At 71.1% G+C, this 15,506-nt stretch carries 11 protein-coding genes and 1 tRNA gene; 7 read left to right on the plus strand and 5 right to left on the minus strand.

Annotated features, from left to right (window positions below):
• Nucleotides 1-47: 47 nt before the first annotated feature.
• The gene (locus ACIPJY_RS16150) at nucleotides 48-1,046 is read right to left on the minus strand and encodes a phosphotransferase (protein ID WP_400465767.1); all 999 of its coding nucleotides are present in this window, start codon (nucleotides 1,044-1,046) and stop codon (nucleotides 48-50) included.
• Between the two features lie 82 nt (nucleotides 1,047-1,128).
• On the opposite strand from ACIPJY_RS16150, the gene nudC reads away from it, so the two are divergent.
• Together nudC and ACIPJY_RS16160 are read left to right on the plus strand one after the other, a co-directional pair.
• Nucleotides 1,129-2,064 (plus strand): NAD(+) diphosphatase, encoded by a 936-nt coding sequence (nudC, locus tag ACIPJY_RS16155; RefSeq protein ID WP_400465770.1) that lies wholly within the window; start codon nucleotides 1,129-1,131, stop codon nucleotides 2,062-2,064.
• Nucleotides 2,061-3,806: an ATP-dependent helicase gene (locus tag ACIPJY_RS16160; protein WP_400465773.1), complete on the plus strand. Its 1,746-nt coding sequence runs from the start codon at nucleotides 2,061-2,063 to the stop codon at nucleotides 3,804-3,806. The genes nudC and ACIPJY_RS16160 overlap by 4 nt, the downstream gene beginning before the upstream one ends.
• On the opposite strand, the gene ACIPJY_RS16165 is transcribed toward ACIPJY_RS16160, so the two are convergent.
• Nucleotides 3,691-4,548 carry a TOMM precursor leader peptide-binding protein gene (locus tag ACIPJY_RS16165; protein WP_400465776.1) on the minus strand — a complete coding sequence of 286 codons (858 nt, stop codon included), beginning with the start codon at nucleotides 4,546-4,548 and terminating at the stop codon, nucleotides 3,691-3,693. The genes ACIPJY_RS16160 and ACIPJY_RS16165 overlap by 116 nt on opposite strands.
• 192 nt (nucleotides 4,549-4,740) lie before the next feature.
• Complete coding sequence (locus ACIPJY_RS16170) at nucleotides 4,741-6,129, minus strand: zinc-dependent metalloprotease (RefSeq protein ID WP_400465779.1); 1,389 nt, start codon at nucleotides 6,127-6,129, stop codon at nucleotides 4,741-4,743.
• Between the two features lie 154 nt (nucleotides 6,130-6,283).
• Here ACIPJY_RS16170 and ACIPJY_RS16175 point away from each other — a divergent pair, with 154 nt between their 5' ends.
• The 3 genes from ACIPJY_RS16175 to ACIPJY_RS16185 all read left to right on the plus strand — a co-directional run bounded on the left by ACIPJY_RS16175 (nucleotide 6,284) and on the right by ACIPJY_RS16185 (nucleotide 10,773).
• A complete protein-coding gene (locus ACIPJY_RS16175; protein WP_400465782.1) occupies nucleotides 6,284-7,393 on the plus strand; it encodes a PDZ domain-containing protein in 1,110 nt (369 codons plus the stop codon).
• Between the two features lie 194 nt (nucleotides 7,394-7,587).
• Nucleotides 7,588-10,635, plus strand: a complete 3,048-nt coding sequence (locus tag ACIPJY_RS16180) for a UPF0182 family protein (protein ID WP_400465785.1) — start codon at nucleotides 7,588-7,590, stop codon at nucleotides 10,633-10,635.
• 61 nt (nucleotides 10,636-10,696) lie between these two features.
• Nucleotides 10,697-10,773 (plus strand) — tRNA-Met (locus ACIPJY_RS16185).
• An 839-nt stretch (nucleotides 10,774-11,612) separates the two neighbouring features.
• Here the strand turns inward: ACIPJY_RS16185 and ACIPJY_RS16190 are convergent.
• The gene (locus ACIPJY_RS16190; RefSeq protein WP_400465788.1) at nucleotides 11,613-12,551 is read right to left on the minus strand and encodes an aldo/keto reductase; all 939 of its coding nucleotides are present in this window, start codon (nucleotides 12,549-12,551) and stop codon (nucleotides 11,613-11,615) included.
• Nucleotides 12,552-12,655: 104 nt separating this feature from the next.
• Between ACIPJY_RS16190 and ACIPJY_RS16195 the strand changes: the two genes are divergently transcribed.
• Together ACIPJY_RS16195 and ACIPJY_RS16200 are read left to right on the plus strand one after the other, a co-directional pair.
• A complete protein-coding gene (locus ACIPJY_RS16195; RefSeq protein WP_400465791.1) occupies nucleotides 12,656-13,258 on the plus strand; it encodes a TetR family transcriptional regulator in 603 nt (200 codons plus the stop codon).
• Between the two features lie 38 nt (nucleotides 13,259-13,296).
• A complete protein-coding gene (locus ACIPJY_RS16200; protein ID WP_400465794.1) occupies nucleotides 13,297-14,100 on the plus strand; it encodes a carbon-nitrogen hydrolase family protein in 804 nt (267 codons plus the stop codon).
• A 76-nt stretch (nucleotides 14,101-14,176) separates the two neighbouring features.
• Here ACIPJY_RS16200 and ACIPJY_RS16205 read toward each other — a convergent pair whose 3' ends face one another.
• The gene (locus tag ACIPJY_RS16205) at nucleotides 14,177-15,415 is read right to left on the minus strand and encodes an aminotransferase class I/II-fold pyridoxal phosphate-dependent enzyme (RefSeq protein WP_400465797.1); all 1,239 of its coding nucleotides are present in this window, start codon (nucleotides 15,413-15,415) and stop codon (nucleotides 14,177-14,179) included.
• Between the last annotated feature and the right edge of the window lie 91 nt (nucleotides 15,416-15,506).

Here is a 15,506-nt window from a genome sequence, read left to right on the forward strand (position 1 = left end):
TGACCGCGCCGGTCAGCGGGGTGGGGCGTCGTTCGGTGGACGACGAATCAGCCGTGCCGACGTTCGGTCGACGACAGCAGCTGCTCGACCTCGCCGATCTCCATCGTCTCCGGGGACACCGACTGCAGCGGTGCCGCGAACGGCGCGTGCACGGCGTCGACGAGACGGTGCATCATCGCCACGGCGTCGTCGACGACCGAGGTGCTCTTCGCCTGCACACCGTGCAGGAGCCACTGTGCCGTCTCGAGCTCGTGGTAGACCCGGGCGCGCTGGGCGAGCTGACGATCGCGTCCGCCGCCGTTCGCCTCGTACGCGCTGAGGACGGTGTCGAAGGCGTCACGGCGTCCGGCGAGCACCCACGCGAGGTCCTTCGCCGGGTCGCCGAGCCGGAGCTCGCCCCAGCCCAGGACACCGGTGACATCGTCGCCCTGCACGAGCAGCACGTCGGGGCCGAGCGCGCCGTGCACGACGGTCGGCGTGAACTGCCACAGCTGCTGGTCGCGGGCAGCGCCCTCCCAGCGCTCCTGGAGCGCAGCGGGGACGAGCTTGGTCGCGACGGCGCGGTCCATCACGGACACGGCGGACCGGAGCACCTCGAACGGCGTGAGGGAGGGCAGACCGGCGTCGGTCACGAAGCTCGTCGGCAGCAGGTGGACCGCCGCGACGGCACGGCCGACGCTGGTCGCGAGCTCTGGACGCTCGCCGAGCGCTCCGAGGGACGGGTGGGAGCCGGGGACGAACCCGGTGACGATGGCACGGGTCGAACCGATCGGCGCCTGGCCGCGGTACTCCGGGACGGTGAAGGGCAGGCGCGACCGGATCCCGGCGCTCAGTGCCCGGATCGCGAGGAGGTCGGCCGACTGCCGTGCTTCGGCCCGCTGGTTGCGGGGACGACGGATCGCCGACTCGATGCCGTCGGAGTCGCGGATGACCGCCGACTCGTAGTCACCGGCCGCGACCGAGCCGAGGGTGCGCGTGCCCGTGACGACGAGTCCGGGGACGGCCGTCGTCGCCAACGCCGCTAGAGTGAACTGGGATCCCGCCATGCCCCACAGGGTAGGTCCGCCGACGTCTGGATCGGTGCGCGCCACGCTGGTCCGGTCCCGACACCGACCCGAGGAGTCATCCGTGACCGTGGAGTTCGCCGCCCGGCTGCCGCTCGCCCGCAACGAGCTCGACCGCGATGCCGAGTACCGCAGCACCCCCGATCTCGGACGGGCCCTGCGCGACGACGCCGCGACCCGGTTCCTGCCGGTGCACGGGGCCGCGATGCTCCGGAACGCCGACGGCACGCTGCGCTTCGTGACCGCGGCGGACGTGCCCGAGAGCGCGCCGCTGGTCTACCTCGGCCGCTCCGTGTCGGACGCTGCGGACGCCGCGGCGGGCACCCGGTTCGCCGCCGTGCTGGTCGACGCGGACACCGCTCGGCGGATCGAGCCGGACGACACCGCGTGGGAGAGCCTGCGGATGTTCGGCACCGAGCTGTCCCCGCGCGACCAGGGCCTGGCGGTCGAGGCCGTGGCGATGGCGAACTGGCACGCCGTGCACGGCTTCTCGCCTCGAACCGGGTCGACCACGGAGGTCGTCACGGGGGGCTGGGTCCGTCGTGACGACCAGGGCCACGAGCTCTTCCCCCGCACCGACGCCGCGATCATCGTCGGCGTGGTCGACGGGGACGACCGCATCCTGCTCGGCTCGAACGCCGCCTGGGACCAGGACCGCTACTCGCTGCTCGCGGGCTTCGTCGAACCGGGGGAGTCGCTCGAGGACGCCGTCCGCCGTGAGGTCTTCGAGGAGTCCGGCGTGCACGTCGAGGAGCCGGAGTACCTCGGCTCGCAGCCGTGGCCGTTCCCGGCCTCGTTGATGGTCGGCTTCCGCGCCCGTGCGGTGGACGGCGACCCGTCGACCGCCCGCCCGGACGGCGTCGAGATCCTCGACGTGCGCTGGTTCTCCCGCGAGGAGATCCGCGAGCGTGCCGGTGACACCCTGCTCCTGCCCGGACGGACGTCGATCGCCCGGGCGATCATCGAGGAGTGGTACGGCGGCCCGCTGGACCTGCCGTGAACACGAACCCGGTCGCACCGACACCGCCGTCGCCCGACGCGCTGCTCGCCGCGCTCGACGCCGAGCAGCGGACGGTCGCGACGACCCTGCTCGGCCCGGTCGCCGTCCTCGCCGGCGCCGGCACCGGCAAGACGCGGGCGATCACCCACCGGATCGCCTACGGCGTCGCGACCGGGACGTACTCGCCCGCGCACGTCCTGGCGCTGACGTTCACCACCAGGGCAGCGGGGGAGCTCCGGTCCCGCCTGCGCGCGCTCGGCGCCGGGACCGTGCAGGCCAGGACCTTCCACGCGGCCGCGATGTCGCAGCTGAGCTACTTCTGGCCGGACACCGTCGGCGGCCACGCGCCGAAGATCGTCGAGTCGAAGGCGCGGATGATCGCGCACGCCGCGGACACGGTCGGGATGCACGTCGACAAGCCGGTGCTCCGGGACCTCGCCGCCGAGGTCGAGTGGCGGAAGGTGCAGCGGCTCACCCTCGACGAGTACGAGAGCGCTGCGGCGGACCGGGTGATGCCGCGCGACACCAGCCCGGCGCGGGTCATCGACCTGATGCGCGCGTACGAGCGGCTCAAGGACGACCGCCGGCAGATGGACTTCGAGGACGTCCTGCTCGCGACCCTCGGCATGGTCGAGACGGAGCCGCGCGTCGCCAGCTACGTGCGGCAGCAGTACCGGTTCTTCGTGGTCGACGAGTACCAGGACGTCTCGCCCGTGCAGCACGACCTGCTGCGGGCGTGGCTCGGCGACCGCCAGGACCTCTGCGTCGTCGGTGACGCCAGCCAGACGATCTACTCCTTCGCCGGCGCGTCGAGCAGGTACCTGCTCGGCTTCGGATCGGAGTTCCCGCGAGGGTCCGTGCTGCGGCTCGAGCGGAACTACCGGTCCACGCGCGAGGTCGTGCACGCGGCCAACGCCCTGATGCGCGGCCAACCGGGGGCACTCGACCTCGCCGCACAGGACCCGGTACCCGGCCCCGAGCCCGTCGTGGTGCCGTGCGTGCACGACGGCGACGAGGCGGCGACGATCGCGCGACGCATCACCGAGCTGGTCGGCGAGGGCGCGGCGTACGGTGACTGCGCCGTGCTCTTCCGTGTCGGCGCCCAGTCCGCCGCGCTCGAGGCCGCACTCGGCCGTTCCGGGATCCCCTACCGCGTGCAGGGCGGGACGCGGTTCTTCGACCGCCCGGAGGTCAAGCTCGCGGTGCACCACATGCGCGGCGAGGCGATCCGGCAGACCGACGACGAGCTGACCCGGCGTGTCGGGCTCGTCCTGCAGGTCAGCGGGTGGACGCCCACACCGCCGGAGGGCACCGGCGCGGTGCGGGAGCAGTGGGACGCGTTGCAGGCGATCATGGGCCTGGCCGAGGACGCCCCGGCCGGCACCACGATGCAGCAGTTCACCCAGGACCTGGTCGACCGTGCCGCGACCCATCACGAACCCGAGCTCGACGCGGTCACACTCGCCACGCTGCACTCGTCCAAGGGTCTGGAGTGGCCGAACGTCGTGATCGCCGGTGCCGCGGAGGGGCTGCTCCCGATCTCACACGCGACCACCGACGCCGAGGTCGACGAGGAACGCCGGCTGTTCTACGTCGGACTCACCCGCGCCCGCCGGACCGTGACGATCACGTGGTCACGACAGGGCTCCACGCGGGGTGGCGCACGAGCTCCGAGCCGGTTCCTGGCAGCGATCGACACGTACAGCGGGGGTGCGCCCGCGCCGGTCGACGCGACACGCTGAGGTCGTCGCGCTCGAAGAGGAGCTGGTCGTCCCCTGGTACCGGGGTGCGCAGCGGCAACCGCTCGATGACCAACCGGGTGACCGCCGCGGCCACGGCGCCGATCCGGTAGGGGGAGAGCGGTGCGGCCGGCCGCCCCCACACCTGCGCCGCGATCGCCGGCCACGCCGGATCGGCGTCGACGCGCGCGTACTCGAGGCACTGCATGCAGGGCCCGGTGCCGGGGACGACGAACGGCCCGACCCGGACGCGCCCGTCGCTCACCACGACCGGCAGGTGCGGGGTGCCGCGACGTGTCCACGCGGCACGGAGCGCCGGGTCGACGACGTGCTCGGCGACCACGACCGCGACCTTCGGTTCCGGGTCCGGCACGGTGACCGGCCCGCCCCGGGGCGCAGAGGTGCGGACGACGGTCACGCCCTCTCCGGTGAGGAACGCGTCGAGGGTGTCCGGCAGGGCACCGACGCCGTGTACCTCGGCTCGGGCGAGGGGTTCCGGGAGCATGTCGAGCACCGCGGGACTGGCAGCGCCGAGCACGCGCGCCGCGACCTCCGGAGGGCACCGGACGCTCGCGGCGACGCCGGCGAGGGCGTCCCGCGGGGTCTCCCGCCGGAGCGCGAGGAGGAACCGTTCCTCTGCCGTGGTGGGCACGCCGACCACGGCGCGCGGGGGATCGACACCGAGCTGCACGGTGGCCGGGTCACGCCAGACGAACTCGAGTGTCGGATCGATGCGGATGCCCATGGGTCCACGGTGTCGGACCGGGGGCGACGTCGGGACGGGCCCACGGGATCTGTGGACAACCACGTCGCCCACAGGCGGCCGCGTGGCGGCGGCGACCCGAGCCTCCAGGCCGAGCCGACGCGACCCGCCGACCAGGCCGAGCCGACGCGACCCGCCGAGCCGACGCGACCCCGACCCGCAGAGCAGACCGGACTAGCGCGAACCGTCCTCCGGACCGTCGTCGTCGGCCACCCCGCCGGACTCGTCCTCACGCGGACGCGATCCCGTCGAGTCGTTGAGCAGGTCCTCGAGCGCGCGGTCGAACTCGTCGTCCTCCGGCGTCTGGCCGGGGTTCCGGAGCCGTGCGACCAGGGCGTCCGGGGCGTCGATGTCGTCGGACACCGGCACCAGGTCGAAGTGCTCCCAGAGCGCGTCGCGCTGCTCGGCACCGAGTTCGTCGGTGACCCGCTGCCACATCGCCGCGGCCTCGCGGAGTCGGCGAGGACGCAGTTCCAGCCCCACGAGCGTCGCGAACGCGGACTCGGCGGGACCACCGGCCGCACGGCGGCGGCGGACCGTCTCGGCGATCGCGCCGGACCGGGGGAGGCGTGCCGTCGCGGCCGCCGTGACCGTGTCGACCCAGCCCTCGACGAGCGCGAGCATCGTCTCGAGCCGCGCGAGCGCCGCGTCCTGCTCCGGGGTGCGCGGCGGGATCAGCGCACCGGAGGCCAGGGCGTCGCGGAGCTGCTCCTGGTCGGTGGGGTCGATGTCGGCGGCGAGTTCCTCGACCCGGTCGAACGGGATGTGGATGCCGCGGGCGTACTCGGTGATCGAGGAGATGATGTGTAGCCGGAGCCACCGTGCCGAGCGGAACAGCCGGGCGTGTGCGAGCTCGCGGACGGCGAGGTAGATGCGGACCTCGTCCACCGGGACGTCGAGCCCCTCCGCGAACTCGGCGACGTTCTGCGGCAGGAGCGCCGCAACCTGCTCGTCGAGGAGCGGGATGCCGACGTCGCCGCCGGACACGACCTCTTTCGAGAGCTGCCCGACGACCTGGCCGAGCTGGATCGCGAACAGTGCGCCACCGACGCCGCGCATCGCCTTGGAGACGTCGCCGAGCATGGCCTTGAGCTCTTCCGGCGCGCGCTGGTCGATCGCCTCGGTGAGGGCGTCGGCGATGCTCGCCGCGACCGGCTCCGCGATCTGCGACCAGACCGGCGCGGTGGCCTTCGCCCACTGCTCCCGCGTGTAGAGGCTCGGGGTCGCCGTGAGCTCGGCGACGCTCGTGACCTCGTCCAGCCAGAGCGCGGCGACCTGGAACGCCTGGTCGCTCGCCTGGCTCGTCGCCGGGTCGACCCCGTGGGCGCCGTCCTTGGCGATGGCGACCGCGCGCTCGGCGGTCACCGAGAAGTCGATGCCGTCGCCGCCGTTCTGCGCGGCCTGCTGCAGCTGGCTCATCAGGTTCGCCACGAAGGCGGGGTCGTTCGGCAGGCCGGCGGCACCGGCGAGCTGCGACGGGTCGATCTGCCCCTCGCCGGCGAGGAGCTTGCGGAGCATCTCCTGGAAGTCGTCGTCCGGCCCCGGCTGCGGTTCATCAGGCATGCCGACTACGCTAATCCCCGCTCGTGGGACCGCACCTGGGACGGTCCCGTGGGAACGCCCATCCGGCTGCGCCGAGGGCGAACAGCCCCTCTGCAAGGACGGGCGAACAGCCCCTCTGCAAGGGAGGGCGAACAGCCCCTCCGGAAGGACCCCGTTGACCCTCTTCGCGCCCGCGCCCCGTCGCCGCTCCCGCACCAGGACCGTCGGCTGGGCCTTCGTGATCGGGGCCGTCGTGCTCGCGATCGTCGCCAGCGTCCTCCCGAGCCCGTACGTCATCGAGCTGCCCGGACCGGTGTTCAACACGATCGGCACGCAGCAGCAGGGGACCGGCAAGGACGCCAAGCAGGTCAAGCTGATCCAGATCGACGGGCGCGAGACCTACCCCACCTCGGGCGCGCTCGACATGCTCACCGTGAGCGTGGAGGGCACCGCGACCCAGCGTCCGGCGTGGACGAGCGTCATCCGCGCGCTGTTCACGAAGTCGCAGGCGGTCGTCCCCGCCTCGGCGATCTACCCGCCCGGCACCACGACCGAGCAGGTGAACGAGCAGGACGCCGCCGACATGACGAACTCGCAGCAGTCCGCCGTGGCCGCCGCGATGATCCAGCAGGGCATCGACGTCCCGACCGAGCTCGAGGTCGGCACGGTCGGCAAGGACACCGCGGCGGACGGCGTGATCCGGAAGGGAGACGTGATCACCGCGTTCGACGGCACCTCGCTGACGACGAACGCCGACGCGACGACGCTCCGGGACCTGGTCGGGAAGCACGGCACCTCCTCGCCGGCGACCGTGACGATCACCCGCGACGGCACGTCGAAGGACGTCGAGGTCACACCCCGCGAGCAGAGCGGCACCGCACTCCTCGGCGTCGGGGTCGTCGAGCACTACGACTTCCCCTTCGACGTCTCGATCACGCTGCAGGACGTCGGCGGTCCGTCCGCGGGCATGATGTTCGCCCTCGGGATCATCGACGAGATCACCCCGGGCAAGCTCAACGGCGGCAAGCACGTGGCCGGCACCGGCACCATCACCGCGGACGGCGAGGTCGGCGCGATCGGCGGGATCCGCCAGAAGCTGTACGGCGCGAAGGACGCGGGAGCCACCGTGTTCCTGGCGCCCGCGTCCAACTGCGACGAGGTCGTCGGCCACGTCCCGGACGGGCTCGACGTCTACGCCGTGAAGACCCTGGACCAGGCGGTCACCGACCTGGACACGATCGCGAGCGGGAAGAGCACGGCCGGTCTGGCGACCTGCGGGTCCTGACCACCCCGGACCCAACCACGTCCGCGACGGACGTCGCGGTGCGGGGTCTGCCGAGCCTCCAGGCCCGGACGGGAGGTCGCGCTCGCCTTCCTGAGATCGGGTACAGGTTCGCGGTCGCTCCAGTCCAATAGGATCGGAGGCACTGACGGCCCGGTGCGCCGGGCCGCCGGTCCGACACGTCTGGAGCACATCACGTGACGACTGCCTCGTCCACCTCGTCCACCGCGGGACGGCGTTCGCCGCGTGTCCCGATCGTGGTCACGATCATCGTGCTCGCCGCACTGGTGATCGCCTTCTTCATCTTCGCCAGCCTGTACACCGACTACGCGTGGTTCGCGCAGCTCGGGTTCCAGCAGGTCCTGACCACCAGGTGGATCGCCGGAGCCGCGATGTTCTTCGCCGGCTTCCTCGGCATGGCCGTCCCGGTGTACGTGAGCATCCTGCTGGCGTTCCGGTTCCGGCCCGTCTACGCCAAGCTCGGGTCGCAGCTCGACCGCTACCAGCAGGTCATCGAGCCGCTCCGCCGTGTCGTGATGATCGGCATCCCGGTCGTCCTCGGCATCTTCGCCGGGCTGGCGACGGCGCCGCGCTGGAGCATGGTCCTCGAGTACTTCAACCGGACGCCGTTCGGTCAGAAGGACCCTCAGTTCGGGCTCGACATCGGCTTCTACGTGTTCGAGCTGCCGTTCTGGCGCTCGGTCGTGGCGTACTCCTCCGCCGTCGTGCTGATCGCCGGCCTCGCCGCGCTCGCCGCCTCGTACCTCTACGGCGCGATGCGCTTCGGCGGGCGAGAGGTCCGCATCTCCCGTGCCGCGCGCGTCCAGCTCGCGATCACGGCCGCCGTCTACATCGCCCTGCAGGCCGCCAGCCTCTGGCTCGACCAGTACGCCGCGCTGACCAAGAACAACTCGCTGATCACCGGTGCGCAGTACACCGAGGTGAACGCCACCATCCCCGGCCGCGAGATCATGGCGGGCATCGCGGCGATCGTCGCGATCCTGTTCATCGTCACCGCGATCATCGGCCGCTGGCGGATCTCGATCGTCGGCACCGGGCTGCTGCTCGTCTCGGCGATCGTCATCGGCGGCATCTACCCGTGGATCGTCCAGCGCCTGCAGGTCGCCCCGTCCGAGCGCTCGTTCGAGTCCGCCTACATCCAGCGGAACATCGACGCCACCAGGGACGCCTACGGGGTCGCCGGGGTGAAGGAGTCGAACTACGACGCCACCACCGAGACGGCCACCGGCGCCCTCGCCGAGGACGCCCAGACGACCACGAACATCCGCCTGATCGACCCGAAGATCGTCTCGGACACGTTCAGCCAGCTCCAGCAGTCCCGGCAGTACTACCAGTTCCCGGACGAGCTCGACGTCGACCGCTACGACATCAAGGGCCAGACCGAGGACACGGTGATCGCGGTCCGCGACATCGACCTCGACGGGCTGAGCGCCGCGGCGAACACCCAGTACAACCGCACGTTCGTCTACACCCACGGGTTCGGCGTCACGGCGGCGTACGGCAACCAGCGCGCCAGCGACGGCAAGCCGGTGTTCCTGGAGTCGGGCATCCCGACCACCGGGGCCCTCGGCGACTACCAGCAGCGCGTGTACTTCGGCGAGACCTCGCCGCCGTACTCGATCGTCGGTGCGCCGAAGGGCTCGAAGAACGTCGAGCTGGACTACCCGTCCGGTTCCGACGACTCGAACGACTCCAACGGCGGCAACGCGACCACCACGTACCAGGGCAACGGCGGGCCGAGCATCGGCAACTTCTTCAACCGCCTCGTCTACGCGGCGAAGTTCCAGTCGGAGCAGATCCTGCTGTCGAACGCGGTGAACCAGGACTCGCAGATCCTCTACGACCGCGACCCGATCACCCGCGTGCAGAAGGTCGCGCCCTACCTGACGCTGGACAGCGACGCCTACCCGGCGATCGTCGACCACCGGCTGCAGTGGATCGTCGACGGCTACACCACCTCTGACGCGTACCCGTACTCGCAGAGCCAGAGCCTGTCGGACAGCATCAACGGCACCGAGTCCTCGACCTACCGCACCGACCAGGTGAACTACATCCGGAACTCGGTGAAGGCCACGGTCGACGCCTACACGGGCAAGGTCACGCTCTACACCTGGGACACCAAGGACCCGGTGCTGAAGACGTGGCAGAAGATCTTCCCGACCTCGATGAAGTCCGTGTCGTCGATGAGCGCCGAGCTCCTCGACCACGTGCGCTACCCGACCGACCTCTTCAAGGTGCAGCGCTCGATCCTCGGGACGTACCACGTCACCAACGCGAACTCGTTCTACTCCGGTGACGACGCGTGGACGACACCGTCCGACCCCACCAGCGGGTCGAACGACAGCGACACCACCGCGACGGACTCCACGACGACGACGAACGCCCTCGGGACCCAGACGACGACCGCCAAGGCCGACCAACAGGACCCGTACTACCTCACGATGAAGGTGCCGGGCCAGGGGACCGCGTACACGCTCTACACGACCTACATCCCGCAGCAGACGGGGTCGAACGCGCGGAACGTGTTGACGGGGTACCTCGCGGTCGACTCGGACGCGGGCGGCGCCGGCAAGGGCAAACGCTCGTCCGGGTACGGGAAGCTCACGCTGTTGACGATCCCGAAGACCGACAACATCCCGGGTCCGTTGCAGGTGCAGAACCTGTTCAACTCGGACACCACCGTGTCGCAGGAGCTCAACATCCTGAAGCGCGGGAACAGCACCGTGAAGCAGGGCAACCTGCTCACGCTGCCGGTCGGTGGCGGGTTCCTCTACGTGCAGCCCGTCTACGTCCAGTCGACCTCGAGCGGCTCGTACCCGCTGCTGCAGAAGGTCCTCGTGGCGTTCGGCGACAAGATCGCGTTCGAGGACACCCTCGACGAGGCCCTGAACCAGCTCTTCGGCGGCGACTCCGGTGCTGCCGCGGGTGACCAGGGCGCGGCGAGCGGGTCGGGCAGCGGGTCCTCGGACAGCGGCTCCGACTCGGGGTCCTCGGACAGCGGTTCGGGCTCGGGTTCGACCGGCTCCGGGTCGTCGGGCTCGACCGGCACCACGCCGAGCCCCGCGCTGCAGCAGGCGCTGTCGGACGCGAACGCCGCGCTGCAGGACCGCACCCAGGCGTACGAGGACAACGACCTCGTCGCTGCGGCCGAGGCGGACAAGCGACTGCAGGAGGCGATCCAGGCGGCCATCGACGCCGAGGGTGACACCGCTTCGGGCAACTGACACACGGGCGGGGCACTCGATTTGGTGCCCCGCCCGAACCCGTGTACGCTTCTAGATGTGCCGCGGGGTGGAGCAGTTCGGTAGCTCGCTGGGCTCATAACCCAGAGGTCGTAGGTTCAAATCCTGCCCCCGCAACCAACTCGACACGAAAGGCCCCGGTCCTCACGGACCGGGGCCTTTTTCGTGCGCTCGGGGTGGGGTGCGCGGGGTGCGCTGGTGTGCGTGGGGTGCGCTGGTTTCGGCGTGGGGCGCATGGGGTCCGCGGGCTTCGGCGTGGGGCTTCGGCGTGGGGCGTGGGGCGTCGGCGGGGGCGTGGGGTGTGGGGCGTGGGGGCGCGCCGTGTGGGCGCGCGCCGTGTGGCCGTTGAGCGGGCGAAATGCCGGGGTGGCCTCTGGGTCAGACCCGGGTATTTCGCCCGCTCGTCCATGGGCTCGTGCTGCGGGGGTGCCCGGAGGGCTTCATCCACGGGTGCGCGGAGCGTCGAGCGGGCGAAATGCCCGGGTGCGCTCCGGGTGGGACCCGGGTATTTCGCCCGCTCGTCCATGCGGTCGTACTGCGGGCCGCCCGAGAGCCCCGCGGGAACCGGGTGTGCCGCCCACCTGTGCCACGCAGGTCGAGCGGGCGAAATGCCCGGGTGCGCTCCGGGGGAGACCCTGGCATTTCGCCCGCTGGTCCGTGGGCTCGTGCTGCGGGGGTGCCCGGAGTGCTTCATCCACGGGTGCGCGGAGCGTCGAGTGGGCGAAATGCCCGGGTGCGCTCCGGGTGGGACCCGGGTATTTCGCCCGCTCGTCCATGCGGTCGTACTGCGGGCCGCCCGAGAGCCCCGAGAAGCCCGCGGGAACCGGGTGTGTTGCTTACCTGTGCCACGCAGATCGAGCGGGCGAAATGCCCGGGTGCCCTCGTGGGGAGACCCGGGCATTTCGCCCGCTCGTCATCCGGTCGCTCGACGGGTGCGCGCACCGGCCGCGCCGTCGTGGTCAGCCAGCGCGCTTGCCGAGGACCCCACGCCCGAGTTCGTCGATCCGCGCGAGTTCGTCTGGCGTGAACGTGACGTCCGCCGCGGCGACGTTCTCCGCCACGCGTCCGGGGTTCCGCGATCCCGGGATCGGCACGATGTCGTCCCGCTGCGCGAGGATCCAGGCCAGTGCGAGCTGGGAGAGCGAGATGCCCTTCGCATCGGCGAGTTCGGTCAGCCCGGCGACGACGCCGGCGTTCGCCTCGTAGTGCTCCGGTGCCCACCAGTCGAGCCATTGCCGGATGTCGTCCGGGGCGTACGCGCTCCTCGGTGCCACGGCGCCGCTGAGGAATCCGCGTGCCAGGGGTGAGTACGCGACGAGTCCGATCCCGAGCTCGTCGACGACGGGGAAGAGATCCTCGGACTCACGCGAGAAGATCGAGTACTCCGTCTGCAGCACCGAGATCGGGTGCACGGCGTTCGCACGCCGGATGCTCTCGGCATCGGTGTTGGAGAGTCCCAGGTAGCGGACCTTGCCGGCCTGGACGTACTCCTGCATGACGCCGACGACGTCCTCGATCGGGACGGCCGGATCGTGGATGTGCTGGTAGAGCAGGTCGATCGAGTCCGTGCCCAGATTGCGGAGGCTCGCGTCGACGACCTCGCGGATGTGGTCGAGCTGCGAGTTCGGCGCGAAGGTCTCCGGTGTGAAACCGAACTTCGTCGCGATGGTGACCTCGTCGCGGATCGGAGCGAGGGCGGTGCCGAGGAGACGTTCGCCCGTGCCCCAGCCGTAGAGCTCCGCGGTGTCGAAGTGGGTGACGCCGAGTTCGTGGGCGCGACGGATTGCGGTGATGGATTCCGAGTCGTCGCCTGGCCCGTAGGCGTAGGTGGTGCCCATGGCCCCGTAGCCGATCGAGCTGACGGCGAGTCCCTGCTGGCCGAGGGTGCGTTGCTGCATGCGGTGTCCTTCCAGACGGGATGGTGATGCGTGTGGCACTGTACGCCATAAGTGTCATAGTCTGTCAACAACGACGTGATCTGCCAGATTGCTACAATGGCGTCGTGAGTGACACGAACACCGAACCGCGCCCAGGGCTCCGCGACATAACGCGTGATGCCGTCCGCGCGCGCATCGCCGCGGTCGCGGTCGCCCGGTTCGATGCCGACGGGTTCGAGCACGTCACCGTCGAGCAGGTCGCCGCCGAGGCCGGGATCTCTGCGCGAAGCTTCCACCGGTACTTCCCGGCGAAGGAAGACGCCGTGATCGGGGATCCGCGACGCCATCGGGCGGCACTCGCGAATGCGTTCCGGGCGCGCCCGACGGACGAGCCGGTGTGGACCGCGCTGCGCGAGGCCTTCGCCGAGATGCTCGACCGCGGGGGCGATGATCCCGAGACGGGCCGACGCTCCGTGCGCGTGATGACCAGCACCCCGTCCCTCCGCGCGCGGAACCTCGAGAAGCACCAGGCGTGGGCGGAGGTCCTCACGCCGCTGGTCGTGGAACGCATCGACGGTGCTGGCCGCGAACTCCGCGCGCGGACCATCGTGCAGGCATCACTGGCGTGCTTCGACGTCGCGATCACCACGTGGGCGACCGAAGCCGAGGACGACGTGGTCGGTCTCCTGCGTCGGGCCTTCGACGTCCTGGACGTCCCGCGGACGTAGCCGGGCCAGGCCAGCACGGGCGCGGTTAGCCTGGTCCCGTGACGACCCTGACGATCGCAGCCGCGCAGTTCGCTCCCGTCGACGATCCCGCAGCGAACCTGGAGACCGTACGCGCCGCCGCGGTCGAAGCTGCGGGACGGGGAGCCGCGCTCCTCGTCACGCCCGAGTACACGTCGTACTTCAGCGCGGAGATCGACGACCGTTTCGTGGCGGCCGCGCAGCCGCTCGATGGTCCGTTCGTCTCCGGGCTGCGAGAGATCGCCCGGCAGACGGCAATCGCGCTCGTCGTCGGCACGGCGGAGAGTGCCGACACCCCTGGCATGTTCCGGAACACCTTGGTGGCGATCGGTACGGACGGGTCGGTCCTGCAGTCGTACCGGAAGATCCACCTCTATGACGCCTTCGGGTCCCGAGAATCCGATCGCATCGAGCCTGGTGACGCGTCGCAGCTCCCGGTGTTCGAGCTCGACGGAATGCGGATCGGCCTCGAGACCTGTTACGACCTGCGTTTCCCGGAGGTCACTCGGCGGCTGGCCGCGGCTGCGGCGGACGTCGTGCTGCTCCCTGCCGAATGGGTCCGCGGCCCGGGCAAGGAGCACCACTGGCGCACGCTGCTGACAGCACGGGCGATCGAGAACACGGTCTGGGTGGTCGGGGTCGGGCAGGCCCCGCCGGTGGGCATCGGTGGATCGGTCGTGCTCGATCCGGCCGGCGTCGCGACGGCGGCACTCGGCGCAGCTCCGGGAATGCTCGTCGCGACGGTCGACACCACCGTCACCGACGATGTCCGGCGGATCAACCCGTCCCTGTCACTGCGGCGCTACGACGTCGCTGAGCGCTGAGCGCTGACCGCTGACCGCTGACCGCTTCACCGCGGATCGCTGACCGCCCACCGCTGAGCGCGTCGCCCGGCGACGCTCAGGCGCGACCGATCACCGAGCTTTCCGCGTTGCCACGACCTGCTCCGCGGAGTCCGGCGAGCCGGGCCGCCGCCTCTTCGAGCACCGACCGGCGCTTGCAGAAGGCGAACCGGACGAGGGACCGGTACCCGGAGGCGTTCCCCGGCCGCACGAACGCCGAGACGGGGACGCCGACGACCCCGGCGATGCCCGGCAACTCGAGACAGAACGTCCGAGCGTCCGCGTACCCGAGCGAAGCGACGTCGGCGATGACGAAGTAGCCGCCGTTCGGCCGCATCACCTCGAGCCCCGCGGCCGCGAGGCCGGACGCGAGCAACCGGTGCTTCGCGCCGAGCTCGGCAGCGATCCCGCTGAAGACCTCGTCCGGCAGGCGCAAGCCCACCGCGACGGCGGGCTGGAACGGCGCGCCGTTCACGAACGTCAGGAACTGTTTCACGGACGTGATCGCGTCGACCAGCGCCGGGGGAGCCGTGAGCCAGCCGATCTTCCAGCCCGTGGTGCTGAAGGTCTTCCCAGCGCTCGAGATCGTCACCGTCCGTTCCCGAGCGCCCGGCAGGGTGGCGATCGGCACGTGCGGGACGTCGAACGTCAGGTGCTCGTAGACCTCGTCGGTGATGATCACGGCGTCGTACCGTGCCGCGAGTTCGACCACGGTGCGGAGCACCTCGACGGGGAGCACCCGGCCGGTGGGGTTGTGCGGGGTGTTCACGAGGACCGCGCGGGTCCGGTCCGAGAACGCGGCCCGGAGCGTGTCCTCGTCGGGCAGGAAGTCGGGAGCTTTCAGGGGGACCGTGACGTGCGTGCCGCCGGCGAGGACGATCAGGGCTCCGTAGGCGTCGTAGAACGGCTCGAACGTGATCACCTCGTCACCCGGCTCGACGAGGGCGAGCAGTGTCGCTGCGAGCGCCTCGGTCGCGCCGGCGGTCACCAAGACCTCCCGGTCGGGATCGACCTCGAGGCCGTACCAACGCTGCTGGTGCTCGGCGATCGCCAGACGCAGGTCCGGCGTCCCGCGTCCCGGCGGGTACTGGTTCACCCCGTCCCGGATGGCACGGACCGCCGCGTCGAGGACCTCGACGGGGCCGTCCTCGTCGGGGAAGCCCTGCCCGAGGTTGATCGCGCCGGTGCTCGCAGCGAGCGCACTCATCTCGGCGAACACCGTGGGCGCCGGGACGCCGTCCGGGCCGAGGAGCATGGCGCCCTCTGCGGCTCGCAACCAGGGTCCTGACTGCCGCATGTGGTTCCCTCCGACGAGCGATCTCGCTGAACGGACCCCAACCTAGTGCGTCACGGCGCGCTGCCCGAAGATCCGATCCACAGCGCACGCA

Origin of the sequence: Curtobacterium sp. NPDC090223 (assembly GCF_044746585.1) — a bacterium.
In the GTDB taxonomy this organism is placed as follows: domain Bacteria; phylum Actinomycetota; class Actinomycetes; order Actinomycetales; family Microbacteriaceae; genus Curtobacterium.